The organism is Mycobacterium sp. E2989 (assembly GCF_001667595.1).
Lineage (GTDB): Bacteria > Actinomycetota > Actinomycetes > Mycobacteriales > Mycobacteriaceae > Mycobacterium.
Map to the genome: position 1 here is coordinate 122,633 of NZ_LZJX01000112.1, position 21,431 is coordinate 144,063.

Here is a 21,431-nt window from a genome sequence, read left to right on the forward strand (position 1 = left end):
CCGCGAGCATGCTGCGTAGCCTGGCCGAGGTAGTGGGATCGAACCACGTCGTCACCGATCCCGACGTGCTCGCGGGCCGCAGCGTCGACCACACCGGTCGTTATCGGGGCCGGGCGAGCGCGCTGGTGCGCCCGGGTTCGGCCGAGCAGGTCGCCGCGGTGTTGCGGCTGTGCCGGGACGCGGGGGCGCACGTCACCGTCCAGGGCGGGCGCACCTCGCTGGTGGCCGGCACCGTCCCGGAGCACGACGACGTGCTGCTGTCCACCGAGCGGCTGCACGCCCTCGATGACGTCGACACCGTCGAGCGCCGGATCCGGGCGGGCGCCGGCGCCACACTCGCCGCGGTGCAGCGGGCCGCGGGCGGCGCGGGCCTGCTGTTCGGCGTGGATTTGGCCGCCCGGGACACGGCGACCGTCGGGGGGATGGCGTCGACGAACGCCGGCGGGCTGCGCACGGTCCGCTACGGCAACATGGGCGAACAGGTCGTCGGCCTGGAGGTCGCCCTGCCCGACGGTTCGCTGCTGCGCCGGCACAGCCGGGTGCGCCTTGACAACACCGGCTACGACCTGTCGGCGTTGTTCGTCGGCGCCGAGGGCACCCTGGGCGTGATCACCTCGCTGGATCTGCGCCTGCACCCCACCCCCGCGCGGCGGGTGACGGCGGTGTGCGGGTTCGACGACCTGGCGGCGCTGGTGGACGCGGGCCGGACGTTCCGGGACACCGACGGCATAGCGGCGCTGGAATTGATCGACGGCCGGGCCGCCGCGCTCACCGGCGAACACGTCGGCGTGGGTGCCCCCGTCGACGGCGACTGGCTGCTGCTGGTGGAACTCGCCGCCGACCAGGACCAGACGGACCGGCTCGCCGACCTGCTCGACGGAGCGCGGATGTGCTCCGCGCCCGCGGTCGGCGTGGATGTGGCTGCGCAGCAACGGTTGTGGCAGTTGCGCGAGTCGCTCGCCGAGGTGCTCGGCGTGTACGGGCCGCCGCTGAAGTTCGACGTCTCGTTGCCGCTGTCGTCGATCGACGAATTCGCCCGAGCCGCAGTCGATTTGGTCGGGACGCACGCGCCGGATGCGCTGCCCGTACTGTTCGGCCACATCGGCGAGGGCAACCTGCATCTCAACGTGCTGCGCTGCCCGGTCGACCGGGAGCGGGCACTCTACGAGCCGATGATGGAACTGATCGCGCGATCCGGTGGCAACGTCAGCTCCGAGCACGGCGTCGGCACCCGCAAGCGGCACTACATGGGCATGTCACGCGAGCTGGCGGACATCGCGGCGATGCGGACCATCAAGGCCGCGCTGGACCCGACCGGCTACCTCAACGCCGCGGTGCTCTTCGACTAGCCGGAGGTCGCCTGACATACGCTGGCGTCCATGGCATCCGGGATCTTCGACACACCCGTCAACCGAATCGTCAACAATTTCTTCAATGGCATGATCGACGCGCCCGTCGTCGGGCGACTGGTACGACGCGGGCTGATCAAGATCCGCTACGTCGGCAGGCGTTCGGGCAAGACGATTCAGACCCCGGTCGGGTATCGCCGTTCCGGCGACGGCATCGTCATCAACGTCATGTCGCCCGATAGCAAGACATGGTGGCGAAACTTTCTCGGCGCGGGCGGGCCGATCACGCTGCTGAACTTCGACGGCGCGGACCGCACCGGACACGCGATCGCCAGCCGAGACGAGAAGGGCCGCGTCAAGGTCGCGGTGCGGCTCGACTGATCACGAACCCTTGATCCCGACCGCGTGCCGCAGCTGCGCCAGGAACTGATCGGCATCGTCGCTGGGCACGATGTAGTGCGAGATCGCGATCCGGATCACGGTCGCCGCCTTCACCGCGGCGTTGGGTCCGGGCAGGTGGCGCTGCAGGCCCTCCCGCATCTGCGGGATGACCCCACCGAACTGGGCGATGGTGTGTTCGGGCTCGACGTCGACCATGCGCACCCCGGAGTACGAATGTTGGTATTCCACGATGAACCGCAGCACGGCGTCGAGCTTGTCGACGCCCTTCAACCCCGCGGTGGCCCGCACCAGGCCGCTTTCGAAGATCTGTCGCTCGTAACTCGAAAAGGCCGACAGCAGCTCCTCTTTCGACGCGAACCAGCGGTACAGCGTCGGGCGCGAGACCCCGGCCTGCGCGGCGACGTCGGACAGGCTGAGCTTGGTCTTGCCGTTGCGGCCGAGCACCTCGGCGGTGGCATCGAGGATGCGCTGCCGCGTCGAGGTGTCGGGCTCTGCGGTCTGGGCCGGACTGCTCATAAGTGCAACTCTACGAAGTCGTTCACCGTCATTTCGCCTCCCGGCCAGGCTTGGGCGGTCTCGGCCGCACCAACACGGACTGCTGGATGGCGCCCACCGCCCCCTGCTCGTCGAACAACGTGCCGACCGTGGTCCCGATGCCGTCCGGGCCATAGTTCGTCTCGGCGCGGATCCCGATCCACTCCCCGTCGGGAACCCGGAACACGTGCACGGCCAGGTCGGTGTTGAGGAAGGTCCACCGGGTGATGTCCAACTTGCTGCCGATGCCGTTGGCGCAGTCGGCCACCGCGAACAGCCGCTCCAGCGGTGTCATGCTCTCGCCGGTGACCAGGTCCACGGTCGGGTGGATCCACGATTCGCCCGGCCCCTCGCTCAGCGGTTCGGTCAGCCACAGCCAGTCCAGGCTGTGCACGTAGTTGCGGTCCCAATCCCGCGCCTTCAGGTTGCGGTTGCGCGCCTCGCCGCGCGGCCGCGGCATTTCGGGCGCGGCGTGGGCCACGGCGCGCGTGTCCAACGTCTGTAGCCGCCAGCCGCTGGCGCGCGCCACCGGCCGGGGCTCGCCATCGGGGCCGGGGGCCAGCATCTCGGCGGTGACCAGTTCGATCTGCTTGCCGCCCCGCTGCACCTGCGACCCGACCCACAGGTCCCCCTCGGCCGGCACCCCGCCCAACAGGTCGATGACGACGCGCGACAGGCGGGTGTCGTCGCGCTGTTCGCACCGCTCGAGCGCCCGCACCAGCAGCGCGGACACCGGCCCGCCGTGCTGAATCGCGGCCGACCAGGTGCCCCGCGCCAGGTCGGTGGCCCGGAACTTCTCGCCCAGCGGATCGGCGCCGTCGACTAGCTCGTAATAGGAGTCGGACATCGTCGTCAACCTTTCCTCAGGGCAGGCCGGCGCCGGGAGTCGTCACCGTGACCGCATCCAGCCGGGACAGCCGGGTGCCGACCAGCCGCTGGGGATAGGCGTCCGTGCTGGACAACAGGAACAGCGTGCGCCGCTCGGGGCCGCCGAGCGCGCAGGCGATCGCTACCCGCTCGCCCATGTCGATGCGGTCGGTCACCGCCCCGCCCTCGACGATCCGCTCGAATTGGTGGGCCAGCGTCATGGACGCCCACACCGCGCCGTCGGCGTCGAGCGCGATGCCGTCGGGCGGCCCGTCCAGACCCTCGGCGAAAACCCGCCGGTCGGCCAGGCCGCCGTCGGAGTCGATCGTGAACGCGGTCAGCCGGCGGCCGATCGACTCGGCGACGATCAGGGTGGCGCGGTCCGGGGTGATCACCATGCCGTTGGGAAAGTCGAGGTCTTCGGCGACGACGGTGGCGCTGTCGTCCGGATCGAGGCGGATGATGCGCCCGCCGTGCCGCGCCTGGCACCCGATGTAGGCGCGCCCCGCGTCGTCGATCACCATGTCCCCGAGGTTTTCCGGCGCGAGTTCGGTGAGATCGGCGATGGTGTCCACGGATTCACCGTCGTAGCGCAGCACCTTGCGGTCGTCGGCCGAGACGATCAGCAGCGATCCGTCCGGGCGGAAACCCAGGCCGGAGGGCGAGTGCCCGGGCAGCGGCAAGGTCGTGAGCGAGCCACCCATGGTCGAGGTGTGGACCGCCTCGCCCAGCATGTCGGAGAACCACAGCAGCCCCTCGAACCAGCGTGGCCCCTCGCCGAAGCAGAAGCTGTTGGCCAGCGGTTCGGGAATCATCCGGTCACGCCTTTGACCACGGCTTCCGCTTTACAAAACACCGCCAAAGTGTCATGCACCGCGGGTGCCGGTGTCAATCTGGCGACGGCCGGTCCCCGCGGGCCCCATGAACGCGGATGCGCAACCGCGGGAGGCGCCGCCCAATTGTGTTGCGCCCCTGGGTGTCCCATCGAGCCGGCGGTCCACCGAGTCACCACCTTGTTAGCCAAGCTTTACAAATCCTACGCAAAGTGTCACGCTGAGCCGTGAGCTGCTAGCCGAGAGGTGGACCCGACTTGACCACGGAATCTGAGCAGACCGAGTGGACCGTGCAGGGCCTGCTGGACCTGTTCGACGTGCGGGCCGACGGGCCGGACCGGTTCACCGGCGACACCGGGATCGCCGGCGGCGACGAACGTCAGGTGGTGGAGGGCACCCAGGTGCTCGCCCAGGCGATCGTGGCGGTGGCCAAACGGTTCGGAGACAAGTCGGTGCGTTCGGCGCACGCGGTGTTCTCCCGCGCGGTGACCGTCGGCCCGCCGATCGAACTCGTCCTCGACGTCGTCGCCGAGGGCCGGTCCACCGCCACGGCGGTGGTCGCCGTCCACCAGAACGGGCGGCGCTGCCTGAGCATCTCGGTGCTGGCCGACGTGCCGACCGGCGACGTCATCCGCCACCACCTGCCGCGCCCCGACGTGACCGGGCCCGCGGACGCCAATCCCTCGCCGATGCCGATGGTGGGCCGCGAACTGCGCCTGGTCGACGTCGTCGACGTGAACAGCCCCGACGAGGTCGGGCCACCCGAGCTGTACGCGTGGCTGCACTACGACCCGATCCCGGAACGGGACGACCTGGCCAAGGCGCTGCTCGCGTACTTCACCGGCCACCTGGGCATCTCCACGACGATGCGACCGCACGAGGGCATCGGCACCGCCCAGGCGCACCTGACCGTGTCCACCGCACCGATGAGCATCTCGGTGGCGTTCCACGAACCGGTGCGCTGGGACGGCTGGCTGCTCTACACCCACGAGAGCACCCAGGTCGGCGCGGGGATGTCGTACGTGCGCGGCACCGTGCACTCCGAGGCGGGCGAGCTACTGTGCTCGTTCGCCCAGGAGGCGCTGATCCGGCCGCTGCGCACCACCGACACGGCGATCGATTCCCGCGCGCGATTCTGACGGCGGGCCGCGGTCATGCACTTCACCATCACCCATCCGATGCACAGCCACCCGTACAACCCGGAGTTGGTCAGCGGGGACGGCATCGCGAAGGTGGCCGCGGCCACCGAGGCGGCCGGCATTCACGGGTTCGGCTTCACCGACCACCCGGCGCCGTCGCAGCGGTGGCTCCAAGCCGGTGGGCATGACGCTTTGGATCCCTTTGTCGCGCTGGGTTTCGCGGCGGCCACGACGACGACGCTGCGGCTGATCCCCAACATCGTGGTGCTGCCGTATCGAAACCCGTTCGTAGTGGCCAAGTCCGGCGCGACACTGGACCTGCTCTCCGGCGGCCGCTTCACGCTCGCGGTCGGTGTGGGTTATCTGAAGCGGGAATTCGCAGCGCTCGGTGTCAGCTACGACGAGCGGGCCGAGCTGTTCGAGGAAGCACTGCAGGTGATCCGGGCGGTGTGGGCCGGCGACGACATCACCTTCGAGGGCAAGCATTTCAGCGCGCGGGGGATCACCGCGCACCCCCTCCCGCTGAGCGATCCGCACCCGCCGATCTGGATCGGCGGCAACACCTCGTCGGCGCGCCAGCGCGTGGCGCAATACGGCGACGGCTGGTGCCCATTCCCCGCCCCTCCCCAGTTGGCCCAGACGGCGGGCACCGCGGTGATCGACTCCGTGGCGCGGCTCACCGAAGGCATCGACGATCTGCGGCGACGGTGCGATGCCGCGGGCCGCGACTGGTCCACCATCGACATCACCTTCGCGAACTTCGAGGGCGGCAGCCCCGCCGACGACTCATTCAACGCCGACGCCTACCTCGCCGGCTTGGAAAAGCTTGCGGGCGTTGGGGTTACCTGGGTGAGCGTGCACCTGCCCGGAGACAGCATCACCCACGCGCTCGAGACCCTCGACCGATTCCGCACCCTCGTGATCGACGCGGCCTGATGGACTTCTCCCGCGTCGAACTCTCCCCGGAGGACCAGGCCTTCCGCGACGAGACCCGGGCGTTCATCGCCAAGCACGTCACCGACGAAGTGCTGCACCGGCAGCTGAAGTTCGGCGAAAACTTCGACGAGGAGGTGCATCTGGCGCTCGGCGAGGCCGGCTACCTGGCATCTGATTGGAAGCTGGAGGCCGAGGGCGGCTTCAGCCCGGTGCGCCGACGCATATTCCAGCTCGAGATCGCCCGCGCCCACACCCCCTGGTATCACTGGGGCACCACGTCCGTCGTCGCCAAGCTGGTGCGGCAGTTCGGGGTGCCCGAGTTAGCCGACAAGGTCATCCCGGGCGTGCTGGCCGGCGAGATCCGGCTGTGTCTGGGCTACACCGAGCCCGAGGGCGGCTCCGACGTCGCCACCTGCAAGACGCGCGCGGTGCGCGACGGCGATGCGTGGATTATCAACGGCTCCAAGATGTTCACGTCGAACGCGCAGAACGCCAGGTACGTCTTCCTGCTCACCAACACCGACCCCCAGGGCCCCAAGCACAGGAACCTGACGATGTTCCTGGTGCCCCTCGACACGCCGGGCATCGAGATCCAGGGCATCCGGACGCTGGACGGCGACCGCACCAACATCGTCTACTACAGCGACGTCCGCGTCGACGACGTCTACCGCATCGGCGAGGTGAACGGCGGCTGGACGGTGATGCGCGCGGCGCTGGACTCCGAGCACGGCATCGTGGACCCGGAAGACCATGGGCTGCAATACGTCGCGGCGATGGCGGCGCACGGCGACCTGATGGCCGAAGTGATCGACGCCGTCGCGGCCGTCGTTTCGGCGACGGACGACGAGTCGGTGAAGTACCGGCTCGGACGGGCCGTCGCGCGCATGGAGGCGTCGCTGTCATCGCCCGGAATGTTCGGCCGGGTCGCGGTCGCGCAGACGATGCGCGACATCACCGGTGACCTGATGGACATCATGGGCTCGGCCTCGGCGTTGCCGACCGAAACCGAAGGCTCCGCCACCGACGGTGCGGCGGAACACCTTTACCGGCTCTCGTTGCCGCTCGGCATCTATGGCGGCACCCTTGAAGTGTTCCGCAACATGATCGCCCAGCACGAGCTGAAGCTGGGACGCCCTAGCTACGGCGGGTGAGCGGCAGGTCGGCCACGACGTCGGCCCGGGCCAGGTCGAAGCTCAAAAAGCCCTTGATGGGCAGGCTTTCGGGTGGCGGATCCGAATAGCTCCAGGCGATGTCGTCGATCGCGTGATCGTCAACGACGGCCGACCAGTAGGTGGCGAAGCCCTTGTAGTTGCAATACGTCACCGTGTCGGTGCGGCGCAGCAGGTCGGTGCGCACGTGCGTCGGATCGACGTAAAGCCTTGGCTCCAAGGCCGTTTCGAACACGATAACGGTGTCATCGGTATCTACCAGCGTGACGCCCCCGACGCTGGCGCGCAGGCGGCGCCTCGTCGGCCGGCAGTCGACGCGGTGGTAGGGATTCGGCGGATAGTGCACGAGCTCGCGTCCCTCCTCCAGCCAGGTGTCGACGGCGTCCCACGGCACGTGCACGAAGCCCGGCGCCTCCGGCTCGGGTTCGGTGGGCAGGTCGGCGACCGCGTCGGCCGGGAAAACGTAGCTGAGCGGCCGGCCCCGCCGGTGCACCAGCAGCGCCCGCTCGGTGTCGATCACCAGGCGCCCGTCCTGGATCGCCTGCACGCGCCGTGGGTGCGGCTCGACGAACACGACGCCGTCCGGTATGGCGGGGGAGAACCGCCCGGCCGGATCACTGCTGAGCGGACCACGTCCGGCAACGAGGCTCATGGTGCTCCTTCCATCGCCCACGCCTTCGACCGTCACGCTAGCGTGGCACTGGCAATGGACCGTCACGCCGGCGTGACATTCGAAGAGCGCGGAGTAGGAACTTAGCCATGGCGGGACCAATGGAGGGCGTCAAGGTCGTCGAGCTCGGGGTCTGGGTGGCCGGGCCGGCCGCCGGCGGCATCCTGGCCGACTGGGGCGCCGACGTCGTCAAGATCGAGCCGCCGCGCGGGGACCCGGGGCGCATGTTCGGCAGGATGTTGGGCTGCGACCTCGGCGTCAACCCGCCTTTCGAGATGGACAACCGCTCCAAGCGCAGCGTCGTGCTGGACCTCGCGCAGGAGTCGGGCCGCGACACCGCGTTCGAATTGCTCGCCGACGCTGACGTTTTCGTGACGAACGTGCGGCCCGGCGCGCTGTCGCGCCTCGGACTGGACTTCGAATCGGTGTCGGCGCGCAATCCCCGCCTGGTCTACGGGCTGATCACCGGATACGGCGACACCGGGCCCGACGCCGACCGCGCCGCATACGACGTCGCCGCGTTCTGGTCGCGGGCCGGGGTGGCACATCTGCTCACCCGGCCCGGTGACACGCCGCCGTTCCAGCGCGGCGGCATGGGCGATCACTCGGCCGGCATGACGCTGGCCGCGGCGATCTGCGCGGCGCTGGTTGCCCGCGCCCGCACCGGGACCGGCCAACTGGTCAGCACCTCGCTGTACCGCCAGGGCGCCTACACGGTGAGCTTCGACCTGAACACCTATCTGCTGACCGGTCAGCCGATCGCGGTCGGGCAACGCGAGGCGATGGGCAACCCGTGCATGAACAATTACGCGACCGCCGACGGGCGTCGATTCTGGATCGTCGGGCTCGAAGGCGACCGGCACTGGCCCCCGCTGTGTCGCGTCGTCGGCCATCCGGAGTGGCTGACCGATCCCCGGTTCGGCGACGCGTACGCGCGCTTCGTCAACGCGGCGGAGCTGATCGCCGAACTCGACGCCATCTTTGCCACCCGCACACTCGACGAATGGGCGCAGGCGTTTTCCGGTGAACCGGACTTCTTCTGGTCACCGGTCAACTCGCTCGAGGACGTGGTGGCCGACGAGCAATTCCACGCCGCGGGCGGCATCGTCGACGTGCCGGACAGTGAATCCATCGTTCCGATGGTGGCCACCCCGGCCGATTTCCACGGCACCCCGTGGGCACCCCGTTCTGCGGCACCGGAACTCGGGCAGCACACCGAGGAGGTGCTCGCCGAGCTCAAGGCTCGCCGGGGCTTGTGACCACCGGTCGCTCCTTTACAAATATCGTCCTAAGTGTCACGCTGTCCGGTGAGCCGCGCAAGGCGGCACCCAGCCCAGGACAAGCGTTGCCGTAAGCGCCAATCCCCGCGCGGCGGTGAGGAACGGATTGAATGGTCACGTCAACGTTCGACATCAGCCAAGGCGCCCGGGTCGATGCCGCTGGAGCCGGCCGGGAACGTTTGGGATACCGGCTCGACGTCATCGCGGTGAGCGCCCTCGACGTCGTCCAATCGGCCGGGGGTTGGCTGTACGACCGCGCCATGGCCGGTTGGCAGGTGACGGTGCTGCTGCCCGACGCGGGCGACGACCGATCCCTGCGCATCCTCGGTGTGCGGGCGCTGGACCTCGAGGAGCAATTCGCGATGCTCGGCCCGGCGAGCCAGAGCCTCGCGGTCAGCGCCGAGGCGTTCATTGCGGATGCGCGCGTGCGCGACAGGGTGCTGGCGTCGCTGGACGACCGGCTGACCGAAGTCACGCTGTGGGGCCACGCGCCGTCCGGTTGGCCCTTGCGGGTGGATCGCGGGGTGGCCCGGGCGCAGTACGCGCTCAGTGCGGCCGCGCGCCGATTCAAGGGCCACGCGCTGGCTGCGGCCGGGATGGCTTGTCCCACGGTCTATTCCACCGAGACCTTGCTCTGTGACCTGGCGACCTGCGCGCGCGGCGACTCGGGGCTGGTCCGGCTCGACTGATGAAGAAGTACTACCGGCACACGCTTCTCTACCTGCACGAGACCATCTCGCTGGGCACCGGCCGAACCGAGCGCTTCACCGAGGTCTTCTCCGACACCTACCGGCCGATGATGGAGGAGCTCGGCGCGCGGCTGTTCGCGATTTGGGAGACGACGCCCTACAACGGTCACTGGCCGCAGGTGACGATCATCTGGGAGATCGACGGATTCGCCGATTACGCGCGCATCGGCGCGGCGCAGGCCCGCGGGGGCAGCCACGAGGCCGCGGCCGGAAAATGGTCGGCGTTCCTGGCCGACGCCGGCGCGGCGGGGGAGGGCCGCATCATGTACCCCGGGCCCAGCAACAAGACCCTGGCCCAGCTGCGCGACGCGAATTTCACCGCGCCGCTGGTGATTCAGGAGATCATGCAGACCAAGCCCGGGCGTCAGGACGACTACATCCGCGAACTGGAGCGCCTCTACGTTCCATGGTCGGAACGGACCGGCAAACGCTGGCTGGGCTCGTTCACCACGACCTTCCGCTACAACGAGGTCATCCACTACTGGGCGCTCGACGGCGGCTGGGAATGCTTCGCCAACCACTACCCCTCGTGGAAGGAGAGCCCGCCTCCCGAGATCGTCACGTGGATGAGCGTGGCGCCCGCCCTGCGCGATGGCTGGGAGGACTCGATCCTGCAGGCCCTACCGCCCTCGCCGCTGCAGTGAGCTTCTCCTACGACCCGTTCGACGCACAGGTAATGGCAAACCCATTGCCCTACTACCAAATTCTGCGCGACCAGTACCCCGTGTACTACATGCCGCAGTGGGACACCTTCGCGCTGTCCCGCTTCGAGGACATCTGGCAGGTGTTGGAGGTCAACGACGGCACGTTCGTCGCGACGGAAGGTACATTGCCCCCGGCCTCGGTGCTGGCTTCCCACAACGACGGGCCGCTCGACGACCCGCCGCTGCACCCGCTGCCCTTCCACGCGGTGTTCGACACGGACCTGTACGCCGAGATCCGCCGCGCGCATTCGGCGCCGTTGCGTCCGAGGTCGGTCGCCGGGCTCGAAGCCAGGATCCGTACGCTCGCCAATGAGCGCCTCGATGAGCTGCTGCCGCGCGGTTCGTTCGACCTGACGCAGGAGTACGGCGGCATCGTCGCGGCGTCGATGGTGTGCGGATTGCTGGGCTTACCAGACGATCTCGCGCCCCAAGTGCTCGCCGCGGTCAATGCCGGCAGCCTGGCCGAGCCCGGTGAGGGCGTCGACACCGCGCAGGCCCGGCCCAACTACCTCGAATACCTCACGCCAGTGGTCGAGCGCCGGCGGGCCGACTCATCCGGGACCGAGTTGCCGGTGGTCGATGGCCTGCTGCGCTACCGGTTGCCCGACGGCAGCGCGCTGTCCGACGCGGAGGTCGCGACGCAGATGCTCTGCATCTTCATCGGCGGGACGGAGACGGTGCCCAAAATCGTCGCGCACGGGCTGTGGGAGCTCAGTCAGCGACCCGGCCAGATGGCCGCGGTGTGCGCCGACCCCGGCACCAACGTGCCGATCGCACGCGAGGAGATGATCCGCTATTGCGCGCCGGCGCAGTGGTTCGCCCGAACTGCCCGGCGGCCGTACACGATTCACGGGCGAACGATCGAGCCCGGCCAGCGCGTCATCACCCTGCTGGCCTCGGCCAACCGCGACGAACGCGAATACGCCGAACCCGACGAGTTCATCTGGGACCGGCCCATCCGCCGTTCGCTGGCGTTCGGACGCGGCCAGCACTTCTGCATCGGCTACCACCTGGCCCGGCTGGAAATCGATGTGCTGCTGGCCGAATGGCTGCGCCGGGTGCCGGACTTCGCCGTCGACGGCGACGCCGCCACCCGGCTGCCGTCCAGCTTCCAGTGGGGATGGAACAAGATCCCGGTGGAGGTCTGACGTGTGGTCCTACCGGATCATCGCCCCATATGTGTTGGAGTGCACGTCGGTCGCCGAGAAGACGCCCGAGGATCTGGCCGAAGGCCAGGTGCTGTTACGGTTTTTGGCCGCCGGCGTCTGCGGCAGCGACATGCCGGCCTTTCGGGGCGCCAAGGGACGGCTCCCGGGCGACGACGGCGTTAGCGCCGCCGAAAAGGACGGCTTCCCGATCCACGAAATCGCCGGCGAGGTGATCGCCAGCCGCCATCCCGAGCACCGTCCGGGCGACCGCGTGGTGGGCTGGGCGTCCGGCTTCGACGGCCTGATGGAGCGGGTGATCAGCGACGGCAGCGGGCTGGCCCCATACGACCCGGGACTTACCCCGGCCCAGGCCGTCGGCCTGCAACCGCTGGCGTGCGTCCTGTACGCCCTCGAGCAGCTGCCCGACCTCACCGGCAGGCATGTGGCGATCATCGGCCAGGGATCGATCGGCCTGCTTTTCTCCTATGTCGCCAAGGCGGCCGGCGCGCGGCGCGTCACTGGAGTCGACCCCGTCGACCGATCAGGCTTCGCAACCGCTTTCGGCGTCGACGAGGTGGTGCGCGCCACCAGCGACCGGTGGGTGAGCCGGCTCGTGGCCGCGGACCGCGCGGACGTCGTCATCGAGGCGGTCGGCCATCAGGTGGCCACCCTGGGGCACGCGATCGAGGCCGCGGCGTTCGGCGGCACCGTGCTGTATTTCGGCGTGGCCGACGACGACGCCTACCCGATCAGCATGCGCCTGATGCTGCGCAACAACCTCACCCTGAAATCTGGTGTGACACTCGACCGCCGGCGGATGCTGGAGCTCGCCGGCAAGTTCGCCGCCGAACATCCGGAGCTGCTCGGCACGTATCTCACGCACACCTTCGGGATCGAGGACGCGCAGGCCGCGTTCGACTTGGCCTGCCGGCCCGACCCGAAGCGTGTCAAGATTGCGATCGCCGGGTGAGCGTCTTCAAGGGCGATAAGCAGACGCCGATCTGGGGCGGCTGGATCACCGGCCCGAGCCTCATCGGCCCGGACGAATTCAGCAGGGCCGGTTACGATTACGTCGGATTCGACGCCCAACACAGCTACCTCGACGACGCCGACATCGCCGGCATGCTGCGCCGAACCGAACACCTGCCCATCGGCACCGTCGTCCGGCTGCCCAACGCCGACCCGGCACCGATCGGGCGCGTGCTGGACGCCGGCGCCGACGCCGTCGTCATCGCGATGATCGAGTCCGCGGAACAGGCCGCCGCGGCGGTGGCCGCCACCCGCTACCAGCCGGCGGGCATCCGCAGCTTCGGCCCGCTGCGCGCCGACCTCGGCCGCGACACCGCCGCGCTTCAAGCCCGGGTGAGCGTGTTCGCGATGATCGAGACCGCCGCGGCGCTGGAAGCCGTTGACGAGATCTGCGCCGTCGACGGGCTAGCCGGGCTCTACGTGGGACCCGCGGACCTGGCCCTTTCGCTAGGCGTGGATGTGGTTGGGGCGCACAGTGATCCGATCGTGCTGGACGCCATCGTGCGCATCCGGCGGGCGGCGGATGCCGCCGGACTGGTTAGCGGAGTCCACGCGGGGGACGGCACCGCGGGCCGCGCCATGGCGAAGCTGGGGTTCTCGATGATCACCTTGGCGGCCGAATCGGTTGCGCTGCGCCGGGGAGCCGCGGAACACCTGCGCGAGGCCAAGCATGACGGATGACCGGGCCGCGATCCGCGAACTGATCGACGCCTACGCGTTGGCGCTGGACGCCAACGACATCGACGCCTGCCTGCGCCTGTTCGCCCCGGACGCCGAATTCCTGGTCTACGGGCGCACGTTCGCCGGGCACGACGGCATCGGCAAGATGTTCCGGGATGCCCCGCGGGGTCTGCACCTGACCGGGGTGTCCCGCATCGACGTCCACGACGACACGGCAACGGCCCGGTCGCAGGTGCTGTTCGTCCGGGCGGTCGACCAGAACCTCCGACCCGCGCTGTACGACGACGAGCTGGCCCGCACCGACGGGCGGTGGCTTTTCCGCCGGCGCCGATGCCAATTCGTCACCAGCCGAGGCCTTTCCGACGCCCCCGAGGTCACATCGTCATGAATGAACGCGTCGCACTGGTGACCGGGGCGGCCGGGGGACAGGGCTGGGCCATCGCGAAAAAACTCCGGGCGGAGGGTTATTCGGTGGCCGCGTGTGATCGGCGCGCGGGCGACCTGACCGCCCTGGTCGCTGAATTGAGCGACGACGAGGTGATCGTCGTCGAACTCGACGTCACCTCGGAATCGCTGTGGGAGCAGGCCGTGCGCACCGTGGTCGACCGGTTCGGGGCGCTGACCACGCTGGTCAACAACGCCGGCGCGTTGCACCGGGCGTCGCTGGCGGACGAGACCGCGGATGCGTTCGAAAACTCCTGGCGGGTCAACTGTTTCGGTGCATTCCTGGGCATCCACACGGCACTGGAGCACCTCCGCGCGGCGACCAACGCCGCGATCGTCAACATCTGCAGCACCGGCGCCATCCGCCCCTTCCCGCACCACGCGGCCTACGGTTCGGCGAAGTGGGCGCTTCGCGGCCTGACCCAGAACGCCGCCGCCGAACTGGCGCCCCTCGGCATTCGCGTCAACGCCGTCTTTCCCGGGCCGATCGCGACCCCGATGCTCGACGACGCCACCCAACTACGGCTCGCCGCGTCGTCGGCCTTCGGGCGGATCGGCCAGCCCCGCGAGATCGCCGACGCGGTCGCGTTCCTGGTCTCCGAGGCGGCGTCGTTCATCACCGGCGCCGAACTGGTCGTCGACGGCGGCCAATGCGTGCAGATCCGATGAGCCGCACCCGCGGTAGCGCTAGTCGAACCTGATGAGCTGGCGCACGGCGGTGCCGTCGGCGAGGTTGTCCATGGCCTCGTTGATCGCCTCCAGCCGGATCGACGAGGACACCAGCGCCTCCACCGGGAGCCGGCCCGACTGCCACAGTGCGACGAACCGGGGAATGTCGCGACTGGGCACCGCCGAACCCAGGTAACTGCCGATCAGCGATCGGCCTTCGGCCACGAAACCCAACGGCGACACGGTGATTCGCGCAGCCGGTGGCGGCAGCCCGACCGTGATGGTGCGGCCGCCGGGCGCGGTCAGGGCGATGGCCGTCTCGAGCGCGGCGGGATGGCCGGCGGCCTCGATGACCACGGCGGCCTTGACGCCGCCGTCGAGGGCCTGCTGCGAGGTGTATGCCTCGTGCGCGCCCCGGGCCCTTGCGGCGGTCAGCTTTTCGGGCAATTGGTCGACGGCGATGACGCGCACGTCGTCGTAGGTGAGCGCCGTGAGCACCGCGGCCATGCCGACACCGCCGAGGCCGACAACGGCGACCGTCTGCCCCGGCCGCGGGTCGCCGACGTTGAGCACCGCACCGCCACCGGTCAGCACCGCGCAGCCCAGCAGCGCGGCGACTTCGGGCGGCACGTCGGGCGGCACCGGCACCACGCTGGCCCGGTTGACCACCGCGTGCGTCGCGAAACCCGAGACGCCGAGGTGGTGGTAGACCCGGTGGCCGGCCTGGCTGAGCCGGATGTCCCCGCCGAGCAGCGTCCCGGCGCCGTTGGCCGCGCTGCCCGGTTCGCACGGCGTCAGGCCCCCGGTCGCGCAGGCGGCGCAATGGCCGCACCGCGGCAGGAACACCAACACCACCCGCTGACCGATCGCGAGGTCGGAGACACCGTCGCCGACCTGCTCGACGATCCCGGCCGCCTCGTGGCCGAGCAGCATCGGCACCGGGCGCACCCGGTTGCCGTCGACCACCGACAAGTCCGAGTGGCACACGCCGGCCGCCTCGATGCGGACCATCACCTCGCCGCTGCCCGGCGGGTCCAACTCGAGATCGACGACGCGGATGGGCCGGGACTCGGCGTACGGGCGGGCCAGACCGATCCGGTCCAGCACGGCACCCCGAATCCGAACCATGCTGGAATACAACCATGGTTCGCCAACCGCCTGCCTCGCCGGCTCCGGTGGTACCGCCGGCGCCGGACGGGCTCACCAGCGACGACTTCCCGGTCATCTGGCCGGTCGGAACCCGGTGGGCCGACAACGACATGTTCGGCCACCTCAACAACGCCGTGTACTACCAGTTGTTCGACACCGCCATCAACGCCTGGATCAACACCAGCACCGGGCTGGACCCGCTCACCACGCCCGCGCTGGGCATCGTCGCCGAGTCGGGCTGCCGGTACTTCTCCGAGCTGCATTTCCCGGAGGACCTCGCGGTGGGCCTGGCGGTGACCCGGCTGGGTCGCAGCAGCGTGACCTACCGGCTCGGCGTGGTCCGGTCCGCCCAGGGCGGGCGGGCCCAGCCCATCACCGCGCTGGGCCACTGGGTGCACGTCTACGTCGACCGGACCAGTCGCAAGCCGGTCGAGATTCCGGACGCCATCCGCTCGTTGCTGTCGACGGCGCGGGTGGACCGGTAATCCCGAGATCGCCCGCGGCACCGGGACTTTCGCGCGAAATCGCCGTGCCACCTGCGCTCTGGGGGGCGCGTCGAGCGCCCGGCTATGCTTCGCCAATGCCCGTTATGAGCAAGACCGTCGAGGTCAACGCCGACGCCGCCTCGATCATGGCGATCGTCGCCGACTTCGAGGCCTACCCGCAGTGGAACGAGGAGATCAAGGGCCTCTGGGTGCTCGCCCGCTACGACGACGGGCGCCCGAGCCAGCTGCGGCTCGACACCGACTACCAGGGCATGCAGAGCATGTTCATCCAGGCCGTGTATTACCCGGGGGAGAACCAGATCCAGACCGTCCTGCAGCAGGGCGACCTGTTCACCAAGCAGGAGCAGCTGTTCAGCGTGGTGGAGATGGGCAACTCGAGCCTGCTGACGGTGGACTTAGACGTGGAGACCTCGATGCCGGTTCCCGCGCCGATGGTCAAGCAGCTCGTCGGCAACGTGCTGGACCACCTCGCCGAAGCCCTGAAGCGGCGCGCCGAGCAGCTTGCCTCCGGTTAGCGGCTTCAGTCGAAGATTCCGGTGCGGTCGCGCAGCTCGGTCAGCCGGGTCGCCGCGTCGGTGAACTGCCACACGGTGTGCTCGATCACCGCGGCGGCGTCGCGCCGGCGCAGCGCGGCGATCAGCTGGCGGTGATTGTCGACGGCGGCCGCGCCCCACTGCTCGTCGGCGGCGTACACCAGCACCGGCATGTAGCGGGCGGCGTTGAGCAGGAACCAGGCCAGCTTGATCCGCCCGCTCGCCTGGTTGAAGACCCGATGGAACGCGAACTCGATGCCCGCGATCGTCTCGGCGTCGCCGGACCCCACCGCCGCGGCGAGCGCCTCGTTGATGCGCTCGAGCTCGGCGATCTCGGCGTCGGTGATGTGATCGGTGGCCGCGGCCGCCAGCTCCTTGGCGATGGTGGCCTGCAGCCAGAAGATGTCCTCGATGTCCTGGCGCGTCAGCGGCAGCACCACGTGACCCCGGTGCGGTTCGAGCTGCACCATCCCCTCGCCGCGCAGCTTCAGCAGCGCTTCGCGCACCGGCGTGACGCTCACACCCAGCTCGGCCGCGGTCTCGTCGAGTCGGATGAACGTTCCCGGCCGCAACGCCCCGGACATGATCGCCGCCCGAAGGTGGCCCGCGACCTCATCGGACAGCTGTGCCCGGCGCAGTGGCCGTCGCCTCCTCAGTCGCGTGGATATCGGTGCGTTCACGGGGGCTGCCAGGGCTTTCGGGGCGTCGCGGAGGTTGGTTTGAAACTTCGGTCGGGGCTTGTCAGCTGGGCGTTAAGGCCATAATGTGACCCAGACAACACCATGTTTTATCAAATATCAACCTGGCGCAAGCGGTGCGCGAGTGAAGGGAAAGGCTTGAGTTGACCGCGCAATTAGCGAGCCATCTGGCGCAGGCGACCGAGCAGCCGTATCTGGCCCGGCGCCAGAACTGGGTGAACCAGCTCGAACGGCATGCCCTCATGCAGCCGGGCGCGGCAGCACTGCGTTTCCTGGGGAAGACCACGACGTGGGGTGAATTGCAGGGCCGGGTTTCGGCGCTGGCCGATGCGCTGAGCCGTCGGGGAGTCGGCTTCGGCGATCGGGTCATGGTGCTGATGCTCAACCGCCCCGAGTTCATGGAGTCGGTGCTGGCGATCAACGCGCTCGGCGCCATCGCGGTCCCGCTCAACTTCCGGCTCACCGCCGCCGAAATCGCGTTCCTGGTGCAGGACTGCGAAGCCCGCGTGCTCATCACCGAATCGGTTCTCGCCCCGGTGGCCACCGGGGTTCGCGACGTCGAGCCACTGCTGGAAACGATCGTGGTGGCCGGCGGCGCGGGCGACGACAGCGTGCTCGGCTACGACGACCTGATCGACGAGACCGGCCGCGCGCACGAGCCCGTCGACGTCCCGAACGATTCGCCCGCGCTGATCATGTACACCTCGGGTACCACCGGCCGCCCCAAGGGCGCCGTGCTGACCCACACCAACCTGACCGGTCAGACCATGACGGGCCTGTACACCAACGGCGCCGACATCAACAGCGACGTCGGCTTCGTCGGCGTCCCGTTCTTTCACATCGCCGGCATCGGCAACATGCTGACGTCGTTGCTGCTCGGCATCCCCACGGTGATCTACCCGCTGGGCGCGTTCGAGCCGGGGCAGCTGCTCGACGTGCTGGCCGAGGAGAAGGTCACCGGCATCTTTCTGGTCCCCGCGCAGTGGCAGGCGGTGTGCGCCGAGCAACAGGCGCGTCCGCGCGACCTGAGGTTGCGGGTGATGTCGTGGGGGGCCGCGCCGGCGCCCGTCGCGCTGCTGCGCGAGATGTCTTCGGTCTTCCCCGGGACCCAGATCCTCGCGGCGTTCGGCCAGACCGAGATGTCGCCGGTCACCTGCATGCTGCTGGGTGAAGACGCGATCCGCAAACGTGGCTCGGTGGGCAAGGTGATCCCGACCGTTGCCGCCCGCGTGGTCGACGAGAACATGAACGACGTTCCGATCGGCGAGGTGGGCGAAATCGTCTACCGCGCACCGACTTTGATGAGCGGGTACTGGAACAACCCGGAGGCCACGGCGGAGGCGTTCGCGGGGGGTTGGTTCCACTCCGGAGACCTCGTCCGGATGGACGAGGAAGGCTACGTCTGGGTGGTGGATCGCAAGAAGGACATGATCATCTCGGGCGGCGAGAACATCTATTGCGCCGAGGTGGAAAACGTTCTGGCCGGCCATCCCAACATCGTCGAGGTCGCGGTCATCGGACGGGCCCACGAGAAGTGGGGTGAGGTGCCGATCGCGGTCGCGGCCATCGCCGGCGATCAGCTACTCCTGGACGAATTGGACGAATTCCTCACCAAGCGGTTGGCCCGCTACAAGCATCCCAAGGCGCTCGAGATCGTCGATGCCCTGCCGCGCAATCCGGCCGGCAAGGTGCTCAAGACTGAGCTACGGATCCGTTACGGAAGCGCAAATATCGACGAGAACCGTTCTAGGGCAACATGATTCATGGGGCGAGAGGAAGGCTGACGGAAACTGTAACGTTTGCCCGCTGTTGGCGAAGGGTTAATTGTGCAGATGCAGTTCACACGTGCAAGGCCATCGGGTACATTCCTGTGGTCTCCGTTACTACTTGTCAGTAGGGAGCCGATGGTCACACACGTTGGGTTGGGGCGAGGCGGGGGCATCCCCAGTCGCGTTGCGGCGAGGGGGCGAGGCTTGCTACACGATCTGCCGGGGCGCCGACAGGCGCGCGGTACCAGCTGGAGGGGGCAGCGGTGACGTCAACGTCGACCGGTCGGCAGGGCCCCTACCTCGTCAATTACCTGCGCGACCAGCTGGACACCCCGCTGACGCTCATCGGGGGATTCTTCCGGATGTGCGTGCTGACCGGGCGGGCTCTGTTCCGCTGGCCGTTCCAGTGGCGCGAATTCGTCCTGCAGTGCTGGTTCATAATGCGGGTGGCGTTCCTGCCGACCATCATGGTTTCGATTCCGCTGACCGTGCTGCTGATCTTCACCCTCAACGTGCTGCTCGCCCAGTTCGGCGCCGCCGACCTGTCCGGCGCGGGCGCGGCGATCGGCGCCGTCACCCAGCTCGGCCCGCTGACCACGGTGCTGGTGGTCGCCGGCGCCGGCTCGACGGCGATCTGCGCGGACCTCGGCGCACGCACCATCCGCGAGGAGATCGACGCCATGGAGGTGCTCGGCATCGACCCGATCCACCGGCTGGTGGTTCCCCGGGTGGTCGCCGCGACCCTGGTGGCCACGCTGCTCAATGGCCTGGTGATCACCGTGGGCTTGGTCGGCGGCTACCTGTTCGGCGTCTACCTGCAAAACGTCTCGGGTGGTGCGTACCTGGCCACGCTGACCACGATCACCGGCCTGCCCGAGGTGGTCATCGCGACCGTCAAGGCCGCGACCTTCGGCCTGATCGCCGGGCTGGTCGGCTGCTACCGCGGGCTGACCGTGCGCGGCGGTTCGAAGGGCCTGGGCACCGCGGTCAACGAGACCGTCGTGCTCTGCGTCGTCGCGTTGTACGCGGTCAACGTGGTGCTGACCACCATCGGTGTGCGATTCGGAACGGGCCACTGACATGTCGACCGCTGCCGTCTTGCGTGCCCGCTTCCCGCGGGCGGCCGAAAACCTCAACCGCTACGGCGGCGCCGCCGCCCGCGGGCTCGACGACGTCGGGCAGATGGCCTGGTTCGGGGTGGTGGCCCTGAGCCACGTTCCGCACGCGCTACGCAACTACCGCAAGGAGACCCTGCGGCTGATCGCCCAGATCGGCATGGGCACGGGCGCCATGGCCGTCATCGGTGGCACCGTCGCGATCGTCGGCTTCGTGACGCTGTCGGGTAGCTCGCTCGTCGCCATCCAGGGCTTCGCGTCGCTGGGCAACATCGGCGTCGAGGCGTTCACCGGCTTCTTCGCCGCGCTGATCAACGTGCGGATCGCCGCCCCGGTTGTCACGGGCATCGCGATGGCCGCCACCGTCGGGGCCGGCGCCACGGCGGAGCTGGGTGCCATGCGCATCAGCGAAGAGATCGACGCCCTGGAAGTCATGGGCATCAAGTCGATCTCGTTCCTGGCGACCACCCGGATCATGGCCGGCCTGGTCGTCATCATCCCGCTCTACGCGCTGGCGATGATCATGTCGTTCCTGTCCCCGCAGATCACCACCACGGTGCTCTACGGGCAGTCCAACGGAACCTACGAGCACTACTTCCGGACGTTCCTGCGTCCCGACGACGTGTTCTGGTCGTTCCTCGAGGCCATCATCATCACGGCGGTCGTGATGATCACCCACTGCTTCTACGGATACAACGCCGGCGGCGGACCCGTCGGCGTCGGAGAGGCCGTCGGCCGATCGATGCGTTTCTCGCTGGTGTCGGTGCAGGTCGTCGTTCTGGCCGCCGCGTTGGCGCTCTACGGCGTCAACCCAAACTTCGCGTTGACGGTGTAGCCATGTCATCCCCAGTGAAGGTCAACAAACCCCGGAACCCGCCGTACAAGCTGGCCGGCGCCGCCGCGTTGATCATCGCCCTGGTGGCGTTGGTCCTGGTCTACGGGCAGTTCCGCGGCAACTTCACGCCCAAGACCAAGCTGACCATGCTGGCGTCGCGGGCGGGCCTGGTGATGGATCCGGGCTCGAAGGTCACCTACAACGGCGTGGAGATCGGCCGGGT

24 protein-coding genes and 1 pseudogene are annotated in these 21,431 nt (G+C 68.9%); 19 read left to right on the forward strand and 6 right to left on the reverse strand.

The window, feature by feature from the left end:
- The first annotated feature begins 8 nt into the window (after positions 1–8).
- Positions 9–1,349, forward strand: coding sequence for an FAD-binding oxidoreductase (locus A5680_RS20590; protein ID WP_067822614.1), 1,341 nt, complete (start codon positions 9–11; stop codon positions 1,347–1,349).
- A 30-nt stretch (positions 1,350–1,379) separates the two neighbouring features.
- Complete coding sequence (locus tag A5680_RS20595) at positions 1,380–1,730, forward strand: hypothetical protein (protein ID WP_055405090.1); 351 nt, start codon at positions 1,380–1,382, stop codon at positions 1,728–1,730.
- Here the strand turns inward: A5680_RS20595 and A5680_RS20600 are convergent, their stop codons facing one another.
- From A5680_RS20600 to A5680_RS20610, 3 genes are read right to left on the reverse strand one after another with little or no spacing between them, the layout of a single operon-like run.
- Entirely contained in the window at positions 1,731–2,267 is a 537-nt protein-coding gene (locus A5680_RS20600) for a TetR/AcrR family transcriptional regulator (RefSeq protein ID WP_055405091.1), read from the reverse strand.
- Positions 2,268–2,295: 28 nt separating this feature from the next.
- Complete coding sequence (locus tag A5680_RS20605) at positions 2,296–3,132, reverse strand: thioesterase family protein (protein WP_067822617.1); 837 nt, start codon at positions 3,130–3,132, stop codon at positions 2,296–2,298.
- A gap of 16 nt (positions 3,133–3,148) precedes the next feature.
- On the reverse strand, positions 3,149–3,967 hold the full coding sequence (locus A5680_RS20610) for an SMP-30/gluconolactonase/LRE family protein (protein WP_067822620.1): 819 nt from the start codon (positions 3,965–3,967) through the stop codon (positions 3,149–3,151).
- 275 nt (positions 3,968–4,242) lie between these two features.
- On the opposite strand from A5680_RS20610, the gene A5680_RS20615 reads away from it, so the two are divergent.
- Genes A5680_RS20615 through A5680_RS20625 form a run of 3 tightly spaced genes read left to right on the forward strand, consistent with a single transcriptional unit; the run spans position 4,243 to position 7,211 of the window.
- Positions 4,243–5,124, forward strand: a complete 882-nt coding sequence (locus A5680_RS20615; protein ID WP_067822623.1) for an acyl-CoA thioesterase II — start codon at positions 4,243–4,245, stop codon at positions 5,122–5,124.
- A gap of 15 nt (positions 5,125–5,139) precedes the next feature.
- Positions 5,140–6,060, forward strand: a complete 921-nt coding sequence (locus tag A5680_RS20620; RefSeq protein WP_067822626.1) for an LLM class F420-dependent oxidoreductase — start codon at positions 5,140–5,142, stop codon at positions 6,058–6,060.
- Positions 6,060–7,211, forward strand: coding sequence for an acyl-CoA dehydrogenase family protein (locus A5680_RS20625; RefSeq protein ID WP_055405096.1), 1,152 nt, complete (start codon positions 6,060–6,062; stop codon positions 7,209–7,211). Before A5680_RS20620 ends, A5680_RS20625 begins: the two co-directional genes overlap by 1 nt.
- On the opposite strand, the gene A5680_RS20630 is transcribed toward A5680_RS20625, so the two are convergent.
- Positions 7,195–7,881: a DUF427 domain-containing protein gene (locus A5680_RS20630; protein ID WP_055405097.1), complete on the reverse strand. Its 687-nt coding sequence runs from the start codon at positions 7,879–7,881 to the stop codon at positions 7,195–7,197. The two genes, A5680_RS20625 and A5680_RS20630, sit on opposite strands and share 17 nt — an antisense overlap.
- Positions 7,882–7,988: 107 nt before the next feature.
- On the opposite strand from A5680_RS20630, the gene A5680_RS20635 reads away from it, so the two are divergent.
- The 8 genes from A5680_RS20635 (at position 7,989) to A5680_RS20670 (ending at position 14,603) form a co-directional block, all read left to right on the forward strand.
- Positions 7,989–9,158 carry a CaiB/BaiF CoA-transferase family protein gene (locus A5680_RS20635; RefSeq protein ID WP_067822629.1) on the forward strand — a complete coding sequence of 390 codons (1,170 nt, stop codon included), beginning with the start codon at positions 7,989–7,991 and terminating at the stop codon, positions 9,156–9,158.
- A gap of 131 nt (positions 9,159–9,289) precedes the next feature.
- Entirely contained in the window at positions 9,290–9,868 is a 579-nt protein-coding gene (locus tag A5680_RS20640) for a hypothetical protein (protein ID WP_055405099.1), read from the forward strand.
- Positions 9,868–10,572 (forward strand): NIPSNAP family protein, encoded by a 705-nt coding sequence (locus A5680_RS20645; RefSeq protein WP_067822632.1) that lies wholly within the window; start codon positions 9,868–9,870, stop codon positions 10,570–10,572. Before A5680_RS20640 ends, A5680_RS20645 begins: the two co-directional genes overlap by 1 nt.
- Positions 10,569–11,780, forward strand: a complete 1,212-nt coding sequence (locus A5680_RS20650) for a cytochrome P450 (RefSeq protein ID WP_067822634.1) — start codon at positions 10,569–10,571, stop codon at positions 11,778–11,780. Before A5680_RS20645 ends, A5680_RS20650 begins: the two co-directional genes overlap by 4 nt.
- Before the next feature lies 1 nt (position 11,781).
- Positions 11,782–12,750, forward strand: a complete 969-nt coding sequence (locus A5680_RS20655) for a zinc-binding dehydrogenase (protein ID WP_067822637.1) — start codon at positions 11,782–11,784, stop codon at positions 12,748–12,750.
- Complete coding sequence (locus A5680_RS20660) at positions 12,747–13,490, forward strand: HpcH/HpaI aldolase/citrate lyase family protein (RefSeq protein ID WP_067822640.1); 744 nt, start codon at positions 12,747–12,749, stop codon at positions 13,488–13,490. The genes A5680_RS20655 and A5680_RS20660 overlap by 4 nt, the downstream gene beginning before the upstream one ends.
- Entirely contained in the window at positions 13,480–13,878 is a 399-nt protein-coding gene (locus tag A5680_RS20665; protein ID WP_067822643.1) for a nuclear transport factor 2 family protein, read from the forward strand. Before A5680_RS20660 ends, A5680_RS20665 begins: the two co-directional genes overlap by 11 nt.
- Positions 13,875–14,603: an SDR family NAD(P)-dependent oxidoreductase gene (locus A5680_RS20670; protein WP_067822647.1), complete on the forward strand. Its 729-nt coding sequence runs from the start codon at positions 13,875–13,877 to the stop codon at positions 14,601–14,603. Before A5680_RS20665 ends, A5680_RS20670 begins: the two co-directional genes overlap by 4 nt.
- Before the next feature lie 18 nt (positions 14,604–14,621).
- Here A5680_RS20670 and A5680_RS20675 read toward each other — a convergent pair whose 3' ends face one another.
- The gene (locus A5680_RS20675; protein ID WP_067822675.1) at positions 14,622–15,731 is read right to left on the reverse strand and encodes an alcohol dehydrogenase catalytic domain-containing protein; all 1,110 of its coding nucleotides are present in this window, start codon (positions 15,729–15,731) and stop codon (positions 14,622–14,624) included.
- Between the two features lie 14 nt (positions 15,732–15,745).
- Here A5680_RS20675 and A5680_RS20680 point away from each other — a divergent pair, with 14 nt between their 5' ends.
- The gene (locus A5680_RS20680) at positions 15,746–16,237 is read left to right on the forward strand and encodes a thioesterase family protein (RefSeq protein ID WP_067822650.1); all 492 of its coding nucleotides are present in this window, start codon (positions 15,746–15,748) and stop codon (positions 16,235–16,237) included.
- Positions 16,238–16,332: 95 nt separating this feature from the next.
- On the forward strand, positions 16,333–16,773 hold the full coding sequence (locus A5680_RS20685) for an SRPBCC family protein (protein ID WP_055405533.1): 441 nt from the start codon (positions 16,333–16,335) through the stop codon (positions 16,771–16,773).
- Positions 16,774–16,778: 5 nt separating this feature from the next.
- Here A5680_RS20685 and A5680_RS20690 read toward each other — a convergent pair whose 3' ends face one another.
- Positions 16,779–17,471, reverse strand: coding sequence for a GntR family transcriptional regulator (locus tag A5680_RS20690; protein WP_082956184.1), 693 nt, complete (start codon positions 17,469–17,471; stop codon positions 16,779–16,781).
- Between the two features lie 161 nt (positions 17,472–17,632).
- On the opposite strand from A5680_RS20690, the gene fadD5 reads away from it, so the two are divergent.
- The 4 genes and pseudogenes from fadD5 to A5680_RS20710 form a co-directional block, all read left to right on the forward strand.
- Positions 17,633–19,249 carry a fatty-acid--CoA ligase FadD5 gene (gene fadD5 / locus A5680_RS20695; RefSeq protein WP_067822652.1) on the forward strand — a complete coding sequence of 539 codons (1,617 nt, stop codon included), beginning with the start codon at positions 17,633–17,635 and terminating at the stop codon, positions 19,247–19,249.
- A 272-nt stretch (positions 19,250–19,521) separates the two neighbouring features.
- On the forward strand, positions 19,522–20,337 hold the full coding sequence (locus A5680_RS20700; RefSeq protein WP_055405531.1) for an ABC transporter permease: 816 nt from the start codon (positions 19,522–19,524) through the stop codon (positions 20,335–20,337).
- A 1-nt stretch (position 20,338) separates the two neighbouring features.
- Positions 20,339–21,208 (forward strand): ABC transporter permease, encoded by an 870-nt coding sequence (locus A5680_RS20705; protein WP_067822654.1) that lies wholly within the window; start codon positions 20,339–20,341, stop codon positions 21,206–21,208.
- A gap of 2 nt (positions 21,209–21,210) precedes the next feature.
- Positions 21,211–21,431 (forward strand): annotated as a pseudogene (locus A5680_RS20710) (MCE-family protein MCE1A); the annotation flags it as partial.